12 protein-coding genes are annotated in these 16,747 nt (G+C 62.0%); 5 read left to right on the top strand and 7 right to left on the bottom strand.

The annotated features are described in order from the left end of the window. Positions 1-2: 2 nt before the first annotated feature. From DET50_RS04100 to pilG, 7 genes are all read right to left on the bottom strand, one after another. Positions 3-1,055, bottom strand: coding sequence for a chemotaxis protein CheB (locus tag DET50_RS04100; protein ID WP_113861609.1), 1,053 nt, complete (start codon positions 1,053-1,055; stop codon positions 3-5). Next, on the bottom strand, positions 1,055-8,566 hold the full coding sequence (locus tag DET50_RS04095; RefSeq protein ID WP_113861608.1) for a hybrid sensor histidine kinase/response regulator: 7,512 nt from the start codon (positions 8,564-8,566) through the stop codon (positions 1,055-1,057). The genes DET50_RS04100 and DET50_RS04095 overlap by 1 nt, the downstream gene beginning before the upstream one ends. An 11-nt stretch (positions 8,567-8,577) precedes the next feature. Next, positions 8,578-9,477 (bottom strand): CheR family methyltransferase, encoded by a 900-nt coding sequence (locus DET50_RS04090; protein WP_113861607.1) that lies wholly within the window; start codon positions 9,475-9,477, stop codon positions 8,578-8,580. A 27-nt stretch (positions 9,478-9,504) separates the two neighbouring features. Continuing rightward, positions 9,505-11,580 carry a methyl-accepting chemotaxis protein gene (locus DET50_RS04085; RefSeq protein WP_181799926.1) on the bottom strand — a complete coding sequence of 692 codons (2,076 nt, stop codon included), beginning with the start codon at positions 11,578-11,580 and terminating at the stop codon, positions 9,505-9,507. A 92-nt stretch (positions 11,581-11,672) separates the two neighbouring features. Next, positions 11,673-12,218, bottom strand: coding sequence for a chemotaxis protein CheW (locus DET50_RS04080; protein ID WP_113861605.1), 546 nt, complete (start codon positions 12,216-12,218; stop codon positions 11,673-11,675). A 22-nt stretch (positions 12,219-12,240) separates the two neighbouring features. Next, positions 12,241-12,603, bottom strand: a complete 363-nt coding sequence (gene pilH, locus DET50_RS04075) for a twitching motility response regulator PilH (RefSeq protein ID WP_011787171.1) — start codon at positions 12,601-12,603, stop codon at positions 12,241-12,243. Between the two features lie 32 nt (positions 12,604-12,635). Then, the gene (pilG, locus tag DET50_RS04070) at positions 12,636-13,028 is read right to left on the bottom strand and encodes a twitching motility response regulator PilG (protein ID WP_008175635.1); all 393 of its coding nucleotides are present in this window, start codon (positions 13,026-13,028) and stop codon (positions 12,636-12,638) included. Between the two features lie 296 nt (positions 13,029-13,324). Here pilG and gshB point away from each other — a divergent pair, with 296 nt between their 5' ends. The 5 genes from gshB to pyrR are packed head-to-tail and all read left to right on the top strand — an operon-like array spanning position 13,325 to position 16,732. Next, complete coding sequence (gshB, locus tag DET50_RS04065) at positions 13,325-14,278, top strand: glutathione synthase (protein ID WP_091998078.1); 954 nt, start codon at positions 13,325-13,327, stop codon at positions 14,276-14,278. A gap of 52 nt (positions 14,279-14,330) precedes the next feature. Beyond that, positions 14,331-15,191 (top strand): energy transducer TonB, encoded by an 861-nt coding sequence (locus DET50_RS04060; protein ID WP_113861604.1) that lies wholly within the window; start codon positions 14,331-14,333, stop codon positions 15,189-15,191. Next, positions 15,188-15,754 (top strand): YqgE/AlgH family protein, encoded by a 567-nt coding sequence (locus tag DET50_RS04055; RefSeq protein WP_181799925.1) that lies wholly within the window; start codon positions 15,188-15,190, stop codon positions 15,752-15,754. The genes DET50_RS04060 and DET50_RS04055 overlap by 4 nt, the downstream gene beginning before the upstream one ends. Continuing rightward, the gene (gene ruvX / locus DET50_RS04050; protein WP_113861603.1) at positions 15,747-16,187 is read left to right on the top strand and encodes a Holliday junction resolvase RuvX; all 441 of its coding nucleotides are present in this window, start codon (positions 15,747-15,749) and stop codon (positions 16,185-16,187) included. The genes DET50_RS04055 and ruvX overlap by 8 nt, the downstream gene beginning before the upstream one ends. 35 nt (positions 16,188-16,222) lie before the next feature. Then, complete coding sequence (gene pyrR, locus DET50_RS04045) at positions 16,223-16,732, top strand: bifunctional pyr operon transcriptional regulator/uracil phosphoribosyltransferase PyrR (protein ID WP_113861602.1); 510 nt, start codon at positions 16,223-16,225, stop codon at positions 16,730-16,732. The last annotated feature ends 15 nt before the right edge of the window (positions 16,733-16,747 follow it).

Genomic DNA, 16,747 nt, shown 5'->3' with positions numbered 1-16,747 from the left:
CCTCAGGCGGAATCGCGTTTCTGCCGGCCTTTGAGCAGGCAGGATTTTTCAATGGTTTTGATCAGCTCCCGGGCCAGTTGCTCGGGAGTGCCGGCAAAGCTGGCGCACCCGGTGGCCGCCACGGAATCCGGCATGGAACTGTTGCCGCAACTGCTGCTTTCCTGGACCCAGATCCGGCTACCAAAGGCTTTGAGAATGGGCGCTGCCAGCGCGCCATCGTTGCCCATGCCGGAAAAGAGGATAGCATGGCAGCGGGCCCGGTAGTGGTCGGCGACATTGAGCAGTACCTGGTCAATGGAGGGGCCGTACGGCCCGGGCCAGGGCTTGTTCACTTCCGTCAGGGCGCCGGTACTGTCCAGCCGCCACTCGTGTTCCACCGGCATCAGCACCACATCTCCGTTGCGGACCCGGTAGCCTTCCTGTGCCGCCTTGAGCCGGTAATGGGCATCGCGGCCCAGGACCCGGGTCAGCACCCCGGTGAAATTGTCGTCGATGTGCTGGGCGTAGATAAACCCCACAGGCAGCCCCTGGGGCAGGTGATCGAGAAAGGTTTTCACTGCGGCCGGGCCGCCCAGGGAGGCACCCAGAATCCAGACTTCCTCGGCAACGGAGTCCGGTGCCGCGGGTTTGATCCAGTGGGGCAGTACGGGCTTGCTCTTTGGTGCCGCCGGCTCTTCCTCGAGCTTTTCGAGCGTCGTCTCCGAGTCCAGCTCCTCGAGATGCCCCAGTTGCTTTTCCAGTTTGCCCAGTAGCCGTCGTTCCCAGCGGAAATAGTCGGTGCTGCCCGGCTTGGGGGCCTGGTCAAGGCCAAACAGGACCGGCGCCTCGGTATTGTCCAGCAACAGATCGAACAGCGCGGGGTGGTCGGCTTCGTCTTCCAGGGTTATGAGCCACAGATCCGCCTCGGGAAACTGTGGCTGGTATTCCAGCCGCTGGGGATCGCCACAGAAGGAGACCTCGAGTCCGAACTTGGCCGTTGCGGCCTGCAAGCGGTGTCGCTGCAGAACCACATCGGACACGATCCCGACCCGGGGCCGGCCTCCCTGGCCGGCCATTACTCGGTTCCGGTCAGCCGCTTGATGGTCTCAAGCAGCTCGGTTTCCTGGAACGGTTTGCCGAGGTACTCGTTCACACCGATGGCCAGGGCGCGCTCGCGGTGCTTCTCGCCGGTCCGGGAGGTAATCATGCAGATCGGCGTCTCCCGCAGGTTGTCGTCGTGGCGGATGAAGCTGGCCACTTCGAAGCCGTCCATTCTCGGCATCTCGATATCGAGCAGGATGATGTCGGGCTTGTGATCCTGCAGCTGGGCAACCGCATCCAGGCCGTCTTTGGCGGTGAGTACTTCCATGCCGTTGCGCTCCAGCAGGCGGGAAGTAACTTTCCGTACGGTTACCGAGTCGTCCACCACCATGACGGTGGTGATCTGCTCTTCGTACCGGGCGGCTTCGCGCGCCTTCTCCAGGTTCGCCAGACGCTGGCGGTCGGACAGGATATCCGAACGCAGCATGGCCGGTAGGTCGAGAATCACCACCACGTTACCATCACCGAGGATGGTGGCACCGGAGACCCCGCGAACGGAGCTGAACTGGGGCCCGAGGGATTTGACCACGATTTCCCGGCTGCCCATCAGGCTGTCCACCTGCAGGGCCATGGGTTGCTCGGCACCCCGTACCAGGATTACCGGCAGCGGCAGTGCCTGGCCCTGGAGCTTGGGCTGATGGTCACTGTTGAGCAGGCTGCCCAGATACTGCAGGCGGTACTGCTGGCCGGCATACTCGTACATCGGAGCATCCGGCTTGTAGTATTCCTCGAGCTCGTAGGTGCTGACCCGCACGATACCCTCGATGGTGTTCAGCGGGATGGCGTAGAAATCCTCGCCGGTGGTAACCATCAGCGCACGGTTTACCGATACGGTGAACGGCAGGCGCACGGTGAAGGTGGTGCCACGGCCTACCGCCGAGTCGATATCGAGGCTGCCACCGAGTTGCTTGATCTCGCTGGCCACCACGTCCATTCCGACACCCCGGCCGGAGATCTGGGTGACCTGCTCCGCGGTGGAGAAGCCCGGCTGCAGGATGAACTGCAGGACTTCCCGTTCTGACAGGTCTTCATCGGCCCGCAGCAACCCCTGGCGGATGGCCTTGTCGCGGATGACGTGGGAGGGAATGCCCTTGCCGTCGTCAATCATGCGCAGCACCACGTCGCCGCCTTCCCGGGTCAGGGACAGGGTCACTTCACCGGTTTCGGGCTTGCCGGCGTTCTTGCGGTCTTTCGGCGCTTCGATGCCGTGGTCCAGGGCATTCCGCAACATGTGCTCCAGGGGCGCAACCATGCGTTCCAGGATGTTGCGGTCCATCTCCCCTTCCGCATTGCGGACGTCAAAGTCCACCTTCTTGCCCAGTTCGCCGCTGATCTGACGGACGATCCGGCGCAGGCGGGGCACCATGGAGGCAAACGGAATCATTCGGGTCTTCATCAGACCTTCCTGCAGTTCCGTGTTGATCCGGGACTGCTGGACCAGCAGGGTCTCGGTATCGCGGACCCGGTCGGCCATGGTTTCCCGGAGGTCTGCCAGGTCCGAGGAGGATTCGGTCAGGGCCCGTGACAGCTGCTGGATGGCGGAGTAACGGTCCATCTCCAGGGGGTCGAAGTCGTCGCCATAGTCCGGGCCGTGCTCCTGTTCGGCACGGAACAGGATCTGGGCTTCGGTCTCGATCTCCATCCGGCGCAGCTGCTCCCGCAGACGCTCGATGGTCGCAGCCATTTCATCCAGGGTGTGGCCGAAGTCGCTGGTCTGCTGCTCCAGTCGGCCACGGGTGATACTGGTTTCACCGGCCAGGTTGACCAGCTCGTCGAGCAGCGGTGCCGAAACCCGGATGGTTTCCTGGACTCTTTGCACTTCCGGAGCTTTTTTCCGGGGCAGGGCCGGCGTTTTCGCCGGTGCCTTTTCCGGTTTCGGTGCCGGGGCTGGCGCCGTCTCGGCCTTGGGCTCGGGTGTGGTGGCCGGGGTTGGTTCCGGCTCTGGCTCCGCCCGGGCAGGGCCTGTTTCGGCCGCGATCTCCGGTTCGGCTGCTCCACCCTCGAAGCGGCGGCGGACCTCGCTCACCAGAGCGATGATGGCGTCGTGATCATCGGTGATGGTCTGCCATTGGGCTTCATCAGGCGCGTTGCCGCCCAGATCGATCAACCGGGTCTCGAAGGCATGGGCCTTGTCACCCAGTTCGGTCAGTTGCGCCAGGCGCGCGCCACCCTTGAGGGTATGCAGGGCCCGCTGGGCTTCCTGGTTGAAATCGTGATTGCCTGGATCTTTTCGCCAGTTCTCGAGTACCTGCTCGAGCTGGTCCATGATCTCGCCGGCCTCCTCCAGGAAGATCTCCAGGACTTCGGGATCGACCGTGTCGGCGCTGGCGGTTGCTGGTGCCTCGGGGCCGGACTCGGCCACTGACACGTCCTGTCCGACCTCACGGAACGCCTCCACCAGACCATGGCCGGTTTCCGGCTTATCGCCTTCTTCCAGCGCGGTCAGCATGGCTTTCAGGGTGGCATTGGCCCTTTCACTCAATTCCAGCAGCGCGTGCTGGTTGTTGGCGCCACCAATCAGGGGGTCCAGTGCCTCGGCCCAGGCTTCGGCCAACTCGGCAATGGGATCGACATCGGAGAGCCGGGCACCGCCCTTGAGGGTATGAAGCTCCTGCTGGAGCTGGGTCACCCCGGACAGTTCCTCGGGCTCGTCCTTCCACTGGGCCAGGCATTCATCGATGGCCTCGTGAATTTCCAGACCCTCGTCCAGGAAGATGCCGATCAGGTCGTTGTCGGAAGCTGGCTCCAGGTGTTCCTCGAGACCGGACTCGGTACCAGGTTCGGGTTGCCCCCCTGCCATTTCCGGCGCCGGAGCGGTCGGGGTCTCGCCCCGGATGACCGATTCCACCTGGGCCACCAGGTCGGTGGCTGGCGGGCAGGGCTTCTGGGTCGCGACCTGCTCAACCATTTGGGCCAGACGGTCGTGACAGGCAAACAGAAGGTCCGTCATGTCCTCGGACGCAGCCAGCTGGCCTTCGGCCACTTTCTCGAACAGGTCCTCGAGCACGTGGGTGAGATCGCCAATGGCATTGACGCCGGCCATGCGCGCGCCCCCTTTCAAGGTATGCACATCGCGCTGCAGTTCGGCGGCTACCGAGGTGTCGGACGGGTTCTCGCTCCAGGTGTGCAGGGCACTGCCCGTGGAGTTGATCAGGTCATAGGCTTCTTCGAGGAAGATGCCCACCAGCTCCGGATCCAGGTGGGAAAGGTCAGTCGGACCTTCTTCCTGCGTCTCGCTGGCCGTTTCGTCCGCCGGGGTTGTGGACTCCGGGGTCTGTTGCTCCGCTGCGGGCTCGGCAACATCCGTGACCGGCCGTGAACCGGCCGCGCTGCCCATGTAAGCCTGGATCTCGGCGACCAGATCCGGTGCCGGCCGCGGAGTTTCACCGTTTTCCAGGGCCTCCACCATGCCGGCAAGGCGGTCATGGCTGCGGAACAACAGGTCGGACAGCTGTTCGTTGACCGACAGCCGTTGCTCGGTCAGGCCCTCGAAAAGGGTTTCCAGTTCATGGGACAGGTCGCCTACGGCGGGGATGTCGGCCAGACGGGCGCCGCCCTTGAGGGTGTGTAGATCGCGCTGCAGCAACCTGAGGATATCGAGATTGCCGGTGTTTTCGCTCCAGCTCTGCAGGGCCTCGGCGGTGCTGTCGATCAGGTCCCGGGCTTCTTCCAGGAAGATCTCGGCCAGTTCCTGATCGAGGCCGTCATCTGACTGATCGGTCTCCGGAAGCGGCGGCTGCTCGGCTTCAGCCTGCGGCTGCGTTTCTGCTTCGGGTTCGTCGAGACTGTCGGTGTCGAAACTCAGATCAATTTCTTCAAGTTCGTCGTTGAACTGCTGCTCGAAGGCGTCCGGTGTCACGGATGCTTCCTTGCCGGTTGTATCGGACGGCTCACTCCGGCCTTCGGCCAGTGTCTCGATACGTGCCAGCAGCTCGGGATCGGAACTGGTGGCAAGGCCGGCCGCAACCTGATCCATCATGTTGATCAGTTGTTCATGACCGGCACGGACGGTGGTGAAGAAGTGCTCATCCGGCGCCTGATGGTCGTCGGCTACCGATTCGTAGGCGTTCTTCAGGGCGCCGGCAAGGGCCGAGACGTCGGTGAGACCGGCTTCAGCCGCGCCCTCGGTCAGCTGGTCCAGCTCGTTCCGGAGCTGCGCCAGCGGACCGGTTTCCGTCGGATCGGCTGCCCACCGGTCAAGGATCTGTTCGGCGTCCAGGACAATGTCCAGGCCTTCGTTCAGGAACAGGCGAACCAGCTGGGATTCGGCCTGTCGGGTCGGCGCTCTGGTGTCGTCATCGGCAGCTGCCCGCAGGGTGGAGCGGCTGAGGTTCTCGAGCCTTTCGAGGAATTCGTCGGTGCCCGCCAGCGGTGCTTGCGGGTTCTGTCGAATCTGGGCCAGGCCACGGGTCAGGAAGTCGCAGGCCTGCTCGATGAGGGCGACGACTTCCCGATCAGCCCGCTTGTTCTGGGCGCGGGCTTCTTTCACAAACCGCTCGAGGGGAGTGATCACCTCGGCGATCGGTGTGATTCCGGCGGTATGGGCACTGCCCTTGAGGGTGTGCAGGGCCCGGGACAGGTCGTCGGTGTAGGGGACGGTGGTCTTGTCGCCGGCGGCGGCCAGGTAGTCCTTCAGGGTCTGCAGATGGGTCTCGGTTTCGCTCTCGAAAATGTCGAGCAGCACCGGATCCACGCCGTTGTCGTCGGCCTCATCGGGTTCTGCCGTAGTCTCCGGAGCTGCCTCGGACTCCTCTGCGCCGGCTGGCATGGCGCCGGTGTCAGGGATCTCGCCATTGGCCAGGGTGTTGGCCCGGGCTTCGAGGGCCGATGTGTCCATGGAAGGCGCACGACGTTTCTCGAAGTCTTCCACCAGTGGCGGCAGCGCCTCGGTGACATCCTGCAACAGCGCCGCAATGTCATCGTTCATGAGGATCGAGCCGTCGATGGCACGATTGAGCATGTTCTCCACAGACCAGGCCAGTTCACCCACCACATTGGCACCGACCATACGGCCGCTGCCCTTGAGGGTGTGGAAGGCCCGGCGGACTTCGGTGAGCGCACTGCGGTCATCGTGCTGACGCAGCAGCATCGGCAGGTACTCACGGATGGTATCCAGAACTTCACCGGCCTCTTCGACGAAAATCTCGAGGATTTCGTCATCGATAAGATCGTCCTCGTCGCTTCCGGCGGGCGCTTCCGGTGCAATAGCAGGCTCGGGTTGTGCCGTTGTGTCTTCAGCGGTCGGGGCCTCGGCTACCGGAGTGGCTTCCGGTGCCTGTTCGGCGTCGGTTCGACGGGTATCGGCCATGGCTTCGGCGCGCTGGATCAGGCCGTCAACTTCTCCGTCCGCCTGGCCATCCCGGAATTCCTGGATCAGTGTCGGAATCCGTGCGTTGACCTCGTCCACCAGGGTGAACAGATCGTCGGTCGGTTTGATGGTCTGGTCGATGACCCGGTTGAGCACGTTTTCCACGGACCAGGCGAGCTCGCCGATGCTGGTGGCACCGACCATGCGACCACTGCCCTTGAGGGTGTGGAACGCCCGACGGACTTCGGTCAGGGCTTCACGGTCGTCGTGGTTCTGGCGCAGACGCGGATAAAAATCGTGGATGGTCTCCAGGACCTCCTGGGCTTCCTCAACGAAGATCTCCAGGATCTCGTCGTCCAGCAGGTCCTCGTCGGATTCCTTGGCGTCCTCGGGTGTGGCGGCGGTTTCTTCGGCAGGGGGCTCAACTTCTGCCGGCACTTCAGGCTCGGCTGCCGGTGCGTTCCAGGTGGGCTCGGCTCCCACCGGGAAACCGAGGGAAGCCAGGCTGTCTTCGGCGACCTGCAGCACAGCGTCGTTTTCGCTGATACCCTCGGCCAGCCGCTCCAGGTAGTACTCGATACTGGTGACAGCGTCGGCCAGGGTGTCCAGTTGTTTCCAGTCCGGCACCTGTTTGCCGCCGAGCAGCACGTCGGTGATGTAACGCTCGGCGGATTCGAGCATGTCCGCCACACGGTCGAGGGGGATCAGGGCAAGACCGCCACGGATGCTGTGCAGCAATTCCGGAACGTGTTCGATCTCGCGGGTATCCCACTGGGATGCGATGAAGTTGACGATGGCGGATTTGACCTGCTCGAGGGTGTTGCGGGATTCCCTCAGCAGGGCAGAACTGGCTTCGCCCAGTTCCCGTGAGCCCAGGTTGATCGCGTCGCCGGGGCGTGCGTCGTCCTGTGTCTCGACCTGGCGGTCGGTGTCCAGGCCGGCCAGGCTGGCTTCGACGTACAGCAGGGCGCCGGCAATGTCCATCAGGGTGCCGTCGTCCACCAGTTCGGTCTGGTCGCTGAGCTTTTCCACCAGCTCGATCTGTTCGGTCACGACCTTGCGGGGAATGCCCAGACCAAGTACGGCGAGGGTATTGGCCACCTGGCGCAGTCCGGGCAACAGATCGTCCAGCTCGCTGTTCTGACGCAACTCGGAGCGCACGAACAGGTCCAGCTGGTCCTTGAGCTTGGCCAATTCTTCGTTCAGGGCGCTGACCACGGAGTGGATGGCCTCACGGCCGGGCCCCGATACCCGGGTACGGGCGGCATCGACGTCATCGTCCGATGGCAGTGCCATGTTGAGCTTGTAGTCGTTACGCAGGGCCTGGACCTGCGGGGTATCGAGGTCCCGGGCACGGGCTACGTAGTAGAGCAGGTGCTTGAACAGCGCTTCCGGGGCCGGTTGCTGGAGGATATTGGCCTGACCGTCGGTGAGCAGACGGATTTCGGCATCCAGCTCCCGCAGCAGGGATTTGACCGCCGCGTTGACCGGGTTGGCGTGGGCCTGAAGGGTCTCCACGAAGGCGCTGGCGGCTTTCCAAAGCTCACCGCGCGGTGTGTTCTGGCACAGGCGGGCGAGCCGCTGAATGACCTTCTGGAGGTAGCTGAACTGGGCGTCGAGATCCTCCTCGCGGACCACACCGGCCAGGGCGAACTGGTACATTTGCCGGAGCTTGCGGATATGACCGAGAACCTTCGGGTCCTGCAGTCGCCGGGAGGCGGTGATGCTGACACTCATCTGCGCCCGGCTGAGATCCGGCTTGAACAGCGAGGTATCGGAGAGCAGGGCTTCGCCGCGGGCGGCCCGCAGGTCATTGAGCATGGGCAGCAGCACCATCGGGAAATCATCTTCGCTGCTGGTCAGATGCTCCAGGTACTGGGGCAGCTGCAGGATCGCCTGCATCAGGATATCAACGGCCTCGTCCACATTGCTGACGGACTCGTTGAGAATCGCCTGGGTGAGCTTTTCCATTTCCTCGGTGAGCAGTGCCGCACCGTAGAGTTCCACCATCTGCAGGGTGCCATGCACCTGATGGAGATAATTCAGGCAGAAGCGCAGGCGCGCGGTGTCGTCACGGTTCTCGACATACGCTTCCAGTGCATGCTGGCCTTGGGTCAGCGTGTCCTGTATTTCTCCCCGAACCCAGTCGAGGGCGATGCTGTCATGGTGATTGCCCATAACCACTCCGGTTATTCTTCGTCGGCCTGGCGTTTGATCCACGCCAGAACATGTTCCGAGGGTACCCGCTGCAGGCCGGGTGGTTGCCAGTCGGTCAACTCACCCTGGCCCAGCACCAGTAATCCCCCCGGTGCCAGTCTTTCTGCTAACCGCTTCACGATCTCCCGACGGCGCCAGCGGCGGAAATAGATCAGCAGATTCTGGCAGAAGATGATGTTCATTCCGTGCATGGGTGCGGTGTCCAGATCCAGAACATTGAGCCTGGTGAAACACACCCGATCGCGGATGCTCTTTACGATTTCGACAGTATTTCGCTCGGCGGGGCGGAAATACCGGTCCTTCAGGACTTCGTCCATACCCAGCAGTTTCCGGGCGCTGAACTGCCCCTTGCCGGCCTTGTCGATGGCGGGCTTGCTGATATCGGACCCGGTAACCCCGAACAATGGCTGCATTGCCAGCTGGTTCATGCACTCGTTGAGCACCATCGCCAGCGTGTAGGGCTCTTCACCGGTGGAACAGCCGACGCTCCAGGCTTCCAGGGCACGCTTCCTCAGCTGCTCACGCGGCCGCGTCAGGACATAGTCGGACACCAGCCGGAAGGCATCGGGATCCCGGAAGAACCGGGTCTCCTGAACGGTCAGCCGGTCCACCAAGGTTGCCCATTCCACCACCGCGTCCGGGCCGGATACGATTTTCTCGTAGTAGGCCTGGTAGCTGCTGCAGCCGATCTCCCGCATCCTGATCCCGATGTTGGTTTCCAGGAACGACCGTCGATCGGCCGACAGGGTTATCCCGGTGCGATGCTCCAGCAGGGTCTGCCACTGGTGGAACTGCGCCGCATCCATATCCGGAAGGCGGCGCATGGACCAGATACCTTCGGCGGGTGACAGGTTGTCGTGCGTTTGCGCCATAAACTGTCAGTTGCCCCGGGCCGTTCTTCAGCCCACCACCGGAACGTCGCTGTCTTCCTCTTGCTCTTCGTCGGCCACGTCCTCTTCCGGCAGGGTGAAGCCGGCAACAGAGGACCGCAGTTCAGACGCCATCTCGGCCAGGTTACCGATAGACTTCGCGGTCGCGTTGGTACCGGACGAGGTCTGGGAGGTGATTTCCTGGATAACGTTCATGGTGTTGGAAATGTGGGCCGCAGAGGACGACTGCTGGCGTGCGGCGTTGGAGATGTTCTGGATCAACTCCGCCAGAGACATGGATACGTTCTCGATTTCCTCGAGTGCAATACCCGCGTCCTGGGCCAGACGGGCACCACGGACCACCTCGGCGGTGGTGTGTTCCATGGAGATTACCGCCTCGTTGGTATCGGACTGGATCGTCTTAACCAGGGCTTCAATCTGCTTGGTTGCCGCAGAGGAGCGTTCCGCGAGGCGCTGAACCTCGTCCGCAACCACCGCGAAGCCTCGACCCGCGTCACCGGCCATGGAGGCCTGGATCGCAGCGTTCAGGGACAGGATGTTGGTCTGGTCGGCGATGTCGTTGATCAGGGATACGATGTCACCGATTTCCTGGGAAGATTCACCCAGACGCTTGATCCGCTTGGAGGTTTCCTGGATCTGCTCCCGGATGTTGTCCATGCCGCGGATGGTGTTCTGTACCACTTCCGCGCCTTTCTTCGCGATCGCAACCGACCGCTCCGCAACCGCGGAGGATTCGGCGGCGTTAGAGGATACCTGGTCGATGGACACGGCCATCTCGTTAACCGCAGCAGAAGCTCCGGCAATTTCCTGGGCCTGGTGCTCGGAAGCGTCGGCCAGGTGCATCGCGGTGGACTGGGTTTCCTGGGCGGCGCCCGCTACCCGTACCGCAGTACCACGAATCGCCTGTACCAGTCCGCGCATCTGGTCGATCGCGTAGTTGATGGAGTCGGCGATGGCACCGGTGAAGTCCTCGGTTACCGTGGCCTCGGTGGTCAGGTCACCATCCGCCAGGTCAGCGAGTTCGTCCAGCAGTCGCAGGATCGCGTTCTGGTTCTGTTCATTCTGCTCCTGGGTCGCGGCCAGGCGGGCCTGGGCTTCGCGGTACAGGGCAAGACCGATGAAGACAACGATGGCAACCATCGCGGCCAGGATGATGAAGGCCAGGGTCGGGCTGACCAGTCGAGACGCCGGCTGGTTGCGGAAGTTCTCCGCGAGCACAGAAAGCTCGGAGAGCAGGATCTCGGAATTCTGGAAGATGTCGCTGGCAGCGGTGCGCACCTTGAAGAGGTCGGGAGAGGCTTCAAGGATGGCGTCTACGTTCTGGGAGACGAATTCGAACAGCTCGGCTACCGCTTCCAGGCCGTAGATGGCGTCTTCATCGGTTACCCGGGAGATACCCATGGCTTCGTTGCCGTTGAGCTGGCCGTCGAGAACCCGGCCGAACAGGCTGGCGTCGCGGCCGAAGCGGTCGGCGGCAATAACCGCGTCTTCGTCACCGGACAGTACGTTGTTAACAGAACGGACGATACGCTCGGCCAGCAGTGACTGGCGCTGGGCCAGGGCGATCTGTTCGGCCGGTGCGTCGTTGTCCAGCAGGATCTGTACGATGTCGTCGTACTCCACCTGCAGCTGGGGGATGGTTTCGTTCAGGGTCTGGGCAACCTCGTGCAGGCCCAGTACCGCATCCTGGGTGGAGAGGATGCTGTCGGCGTTTTCCCGGACGATGTTCCAGTTCTGCTGTACACCGCTTTGCAGTGCCAGCTCACTGGGCGGCAGGCCGGTTTCCGGGTTGCCTTCGGTGACGAAGGTCCAGAGCTGCTGGAAGTCATCGCGGGAGCGGCGCAACTGGTTGAACGCCTCGGCGGTACCGCCGGCGGCCTCGGTCGCGTTCTTCGCAATGGCCTGCGAGAGTACCCGCAGTTCCGCAGTGTGGGCAATGTATCGCTGGTCGTTCTGGCTGTCACGGTTGATGATGAACAGCACGGCAACGAGCAGGACGGTAAGTGCGATCAGTGCGGCGATCAGGCCGGCAACCAGCTTGTTGCCTCCCTGTCCCATCCCCAATCTTCCGGCTCTGTTTTTCATGTTCTGGCTCCCGGCCTCTTCAAAATGTTGGCAAGTCTGTTTTAGCGGATTTCAGGCGGTCAGGGTGATGTTCCTGCCAGTGTCACCACCCTTTACCACTGCGCGACGTCCAGGAAGTGCTCATCGGCCACCAGGTCGGCAGCGGAGAACACTCTCCAGACTTCCTCGTTGCGTTCGTAGCCGCCTGTAACAAACGGACGAACGCTTTCGGGGACCCCTTGCGGCGCCTCCCGGAAACTGTCGGTTGCGAAATACTGCATCCCCAGGACGCTGTCCACCACCAGCCCGCTGAACACATCCCCCTGCTCAACGACCAGAACCCGCCGGTCACGCTGACTGCGCGAGGAGCGGGGTATGTCGAAGAAGCTGGCGAGATCGACCAGGGGGAGCAGGCGGCCGCGCACGTTGGCGGCGCCCAGCAAGAATGGCCGCACACCCGGAATATGGGTGAAACGGGGAACGTGGAGAATTTCTGTCACTTCACCCATGGGGGCCACATAGTGCTCACCCGATAACACGAAGCCGATGCCGTTCCACAGCTCAACGGCTTCCTGTTGCTCCGGCAGGCCGGCGGCCATGGACCGGCTGCGCTGGGCGATATCCGTCAGAACGGCAAAAGGGGCGGCCTGGGCGGACATGCGTACTCCAAGGTTGTGAGGGTCAGGCGATCAGGCTGTTGATGGTCTTGATCAGGTCGTCTTCGTTTACCGGTTTTACCAGGTAACCCTTGGCGCCCTGGCGGGTGCCCCAGACGCGGTCGGTTTCCTGGTCCTTGGTGGTGACGATGACAACCGGAATGGAGGCAGTCTCGGGCGCACGGGTCAGCTGGCGGGTCGCCTGGAAGCCGTTCAGGCCGGGCATGACTACGTCCATCAGTACCAGATCCGGCGTTTCAGCGCGGGCCTTGGCAACACCATCCGCGCCGTTGTCGGCGGTCAGGACTTCGTGCTTGTGCTTTTCCAGGATGGTGGAAATCTTCTTCACCTCGGTGGGGGAGTCATCAACAATCAGAATGCGGGCCATGGTTTCCTCGATGGTTCTTGATTTCAGCAGGTTTACTGTTCCGCCTGCGGTACGTACTGGCGGATGGTGTTTAGCAGCTCGTCCTTGCTGAACGGTTTGGTCAGATATTGGTCAGAGCCTACGATGCGACCTTTCGCTTTATCGAACAGTCCGTCCTTGCTGGAGAGCATGATAACCGGCGTCTTTTTGAAAGAGGAATTGTTCTTGATCAGTGCGCAGGTCTGGTAGCCATCCAGGCGCGGCATCATGATGTCCACGAAAATGATGTCCGGCTGGGAATCGGCAATCTTGGCCAGAGCGTCAAAGCCGTCAGTCGCGGTGATGACCTCACAGCCGACCTTCTTGAGGAGGGTTTCTGCGGTGCGACGAATCGTTTTGCTGTCGTCGATCACCATAATCTTCAGATTCTCGAAGTTGTCATCCATTGTCCAACTGCCTTGCGCTCAGCGACTATCTTTATTTTGGAACGGGGGTTTTAACACAAACCTCAAGGTTCTTCTATAAACCCCGCTCAGTTATAGAATATCGATGGCCATATAAAAAGTATTAGTTTGTGACTAAATGTACTTCTGCCCGCACAGTCACGTATCCCCTGAGGATATCTCCGGATGCATTCGTGGCTCGGGTACAATACCATCTGACGTTTCAGGATAGCATTTAACGCCCGGTTCACTCTGCTGACCGGTTCGTGTTTTTACTTCCCAGGAGCTGAAGAGACACTATGACAGTCCGACTCGGGATCGTGATGGATCCCATCGAAAACATCACGTTCAAGAAAGACAGTTCGCTCGCCATGTTGCTGGCCGCGCAGAAGCGGGGCTGGGAGATCGAATACATGGAGTTGCCGGACATGTACCTCGACGGTGGCCGGGCGATGGCCCACACCCGGGATCTGACTGTCCATATGGACCCAGAGAACTGGTTCAGCTTCGGCGGCAGCCAGGACCGGGCCCTGGGCGATCTGGACGTGATCCTGATGCGCAAGGATCCGCCCGTGGACCGGGAGTTCCTGATGGCTACCTACATCCTGGAGGCGGCGGAACTGCAGGGTGCACTGGTGGTGAACCCCGCCGCTACGCTGCGGGACTGTAACGAGAAGCTGTTCGCCACCCAGTTCGAGGATCTGACGCCGCCATTGCTGGTGAGCCGTTCGGCGCATCGGTTCCGGGAGTTCTATGCCGAACACGGTGATATCATCATGAAGCCGGTGGACGGCATGGGCGGCCACTCGATTTTCCGGGTGCGGGAAAACGATTTCAACCTGGGCGTGATCATCGAAACCCTGACCAACTATGGTACCCACCAGGCCATGGCCCAGAAATTCATTCCCGAGATTGTCGATGGCGACAAACGGATCCTGCTCATCGAGGGCGAGCCTGTGCCCTATGCCCTTGCGCGGATTCCGTCCCAGGGCGAGAATCGCGGCAACCTCGCGGCCGGCGGCCGGGGTGAGGGCCGGGAGTTGACCGACCGTGACCGGGAAATCTGTGCCCGCGTCGCCCCTGCGATCAAGGAGAAGGGCCTGATGTTTGTCGGCCTGGACGTGATCGGCGACTATCTGACTGAAATCAATGTAACCAGCCCCACCTGCATCCGCGAACTGGATGCAGCCTATGGCATCGATATCGGCGGCATGCTGATGGATGCCATTGAAAAGCGCCTGAAGCAGGCGTAACCGACAGAATGGGGCGAGCAGTGCAGGACCAACGACAGGATCAGGAACAGGAATGGCAGTTCAGGTAAGCGATTTTGACCGGTTTTCCTTCACCCTGTTCATGGCGTTGGCCGTGCACGCGATTATCGTGCTGGGCATCACCTTCGCGCCGGAGCCTCCGCGCTCGTCGGCCCAGACCATGGAAATCACCCTGTCCCAGTTTGACGACGAGAAGGCCCCGGAGAAGGCCGATTTTCTGGCCCAGACCAATCAGCAGGGCAGTGGCACCGAAGACGAACCCCGGGAAATGACCACGCCCCAGCCGGCGGAGGTCAGCCAGCCGGAACCGGCACAGGTACAGCCCGAGCCGCCCTCCCGGCCGGAACCGGTGAAGCAGCAGGAACAAACGGTGGTGCAGACCACAGCGCCCTCCAGTCGCAAGGTGGCCGAGCCGGAAGAGAAAGCCGAGCCGGAACCGCAACCGGTGGAGAAAAAGAAAAGCCTGATGGAGCGCAGCCTGGAAATCGCCAGCCTGGAAGCGCGGTTTGATGCCCAGCAACAGGCCTATGCCCGCAAGCCCCGGGTGATGCGGGTCACGTCTGCCTCGACCCTGCAGTCCACCAACGCCTGGTACGTCCAGAACTGGATCAGCAAGGTTACCCGAGTCGGGAACATCAATTACCCGACCGAGGCCCGCAGAGCGGGTATCTACGGCACGCTCCGGATGCTGGTATCGCTCAAGAAAGATGGCACAATCAAGGAAGTGGCTATCCTGCAGTCCTCGGGCAGCCGGGTGCTGGACGACGCCGCCATCCGCATCGTGCGCATGGCATCCCCGTTCGCCCCGTTCCCGGAAGATATGCGCGACGAAGTGGATGAGCTCGAAATCATACGAACCTGGTCTTTCCAACGGCGGGGGCTGACATCCGGATGACCGCAACCAGGAAATCTCCCAACAGTCTGCAGCACCACTTTCTGGTGGCTTCGCCCTGGCTGGCCGATCCCCGTTTCCACGGTGGTGTGATCTACATCTGTGAACATTCCGACGAAGGGGCGCTCGGACTGATGATCAACCAGCCGCTGGATATCCACCTTGGTGAGATTCTGGAACAGCTGGACATGCATGGCTCCGAGCTGGACCTCCCGGTGTACAGTGGTGGACCGGTTCAGCCCGAGCGTGGCTTCGTGCTCCACAGCCCCGCTACCACCTGGCAGAACACCGTCCAGGTGGCCGAAGACGTTCTGCTGACCACCTCCCGGGACATCCTGGCCGGCATCGGCCGTGGCGATGGTCCGGAAGAGTTCCTGGTAGCGCTGGGTTACTCCGGCTGGGGCGACGGTCAGCTGGAGGAAGAGCTGGGCAGTAACTCCTGGCTGACCTGTCCGGCCAGTACCGATATCCTGTTTCGGACTCCGGCCCAGGACCGCTACCAGGCGGTACTCAAGCTGATCGGTATCGACCTGAACCAGCTGACCGAGTTTGGCGGCCATGCCTGAGGCGGGCAATCGCCGGGTGATGGCGTTCGATTTTGGCACCCGCCGGATCGGCGTGGCCACCGGGCAGGAGTTGCTGGGTACCGGTGAGCCGCTGGCGATGATTCCTGCCCGGGACGGCATCCCGGACTGGTCGGTGGTGGAAAAACTGCTGGAGGAGTGGCGGCCGGACCTGGTGCTGGTGGGCCTGCCCCTGAACATGGACGACACCGAGAACGAGATGTGCGCCCGGGCCCGCAAGTTCGGCAACCGTATCCATGGCCGATTCCATTACCCGGTGGAGATGGTGGACGAACGGCTCACCAGTTTCGAGGCCAAGGGTGACGTCATGGCCCGCGGTGGCAGCCGGGATTTCGGCCGCCATGGTGTCGATGACCGCGCCGCGGTACTGATTCTGGAAACCTGGTTCCGGGAACAGGATAATAGCGCCGGCTGACATTTCCGGCTGACCTGAAATACAGTGAGGACCTGATGACCGCACAGCTTGATATCAACCAGCTGCTGGATGAGCTGGAAACGGGATTGCGCCGGATCCTGGAGGAGCGCAATGTGACCGAGCCGGCGGTGATCGGTATCCGTACCGGCGGCGTCTGGCTGGCGGATGTGCTCAGCAAGCGCCTGGGCATCGATCAGGCTTTCGGGGAGCTCGATATCTCGTTTTACCGGGACGACTTCAGCCGCATCGGCCTGAATCCGAGGGTGAAGCCCTCCAGTCTGCCGTTCGATACCGAGGGCCGGGACATCATCCTCATTGATGACGTCATCATGAGTGGCCGGACCATCCGTGCCGCCATGAACGAAATTTTCGACTACGGTCGTCCAGCCAGTATCATACTGGCCACCCTGATTGATCTCGGCGCCCGGGAACTGCCGATCCAGCCGGATGTGGCCGGCCGGGTGCTGTCCCTGAATGCCCATCAGCGGGTCAAGCTCCGGGGCCCCGATCCCCTGCGCATCGAACTACAGGAAACCGGGCAGTAACCAGCGATTCCATAC

Origin of the sequence: Marinobacter pelagius (assembly GCF_003315345.1) — a bacterium.
Lineage (GTDB): Bacteria > Pseudomonadota > Gammaproteobacteria > Pseudomonadales > Oleiphilaceae > Marinobacter > Marinobacter pelagius_A.
The sequence above is the reverse complement of the archived record's forward strand: the minus strand, read 5'-3'. Positions and strand labels throughout refer to the sequence as shown.

What these genes read in the sequence shown, in the direction of transcription:
- DET50_RS04100 (WP_113861609.1), bottom strand. Translation starts at nt 1,055, where the DNA reads ATGGCCGGCCAGGGAGGCCGGCCCCGGGTCGGGATCGTGTCCGATGTG.
- DET50_RS04055 (WP_181799925.1), top strand. Translation starts at nt 15,188, where the DNA reads ATGACCGCAACCAGGAAATCTCCCAACAGTCTGCAGCACCACTTTCTG.
- DET50_RS04095 (WP_113861608.1), bottom strand. Translation starts at nt 8,566, where the DNA reads ATGGGCAATCACCATGACAGCATCGCCCTCGACTGGGTTCGGGGAGAA.
- pilG (WP_008175635.1), bottom strand. Translation starts at nt 13,028, where the DNA reads ATGGATGACAACTTCGAGAATCTGAAGATTATGGTGATCGACGACAGC.
- DET50_RS04085 (WP_181799926.1), bottom strand. Translation starts at nt 11,580, where the DNA reads ATGAAAAACAGAGCCGGAAGATTGGGGATGGGACAGGGAGGCAACAAG.
- DET50_RS04090 (WP_113861607.1), bottom strand. Translation starts at nt 9,477, where the DNA reads ATGGCGCAAACGCACGACAACCTGTCACCCGCCGAAGGTATCTGGTCC.
- pyrR (WP_113861602.1), top strand. Translation starts at nt 16,223, where the DNA reads ATGACCGCACAGCTTGATATCAACCAGCTGCTGGATGAGCTGGAAACG.
- DET50_RS04060 (WP_113861604.1), top strand. Translation starts at nt 14,331, where the DNA reads ATGGCAGTTCAGGTAAGCGATTTTGACCGGTTTTCCTTCACCCTGTTC.
- gshB (WP_091998078.1), top strand. Translation starts at nt 13,325, where the DNA reads ATGACAGTCCGACTCGGGATCGTGATGGATCCCATCGAAAACATCACG.
- pilH (WP_011787171.1), bottom strand. Translation starts at nt 12,603, where the DNA reads ATGGCCCGCATTCTGATTGTTGATGACTCCCCCACCGAGGTGAAGAAG.
- DET50_RS04080 (WP_113861605.1), bottom strand. Translation starts at nt 12,218, where the DNA reads ATGTCCGCCCAGGCCGCCCCTTTTGCCGTTCTGACGGATATCGCCCAG.
- ruvX (WP_113861603.1), top strand. Translation starts at nt 15,747, where the DNA reads ATGCCTGAGGCGGGCAATCGCCGGGTGATGGCGTTCGATTTTGGCACC.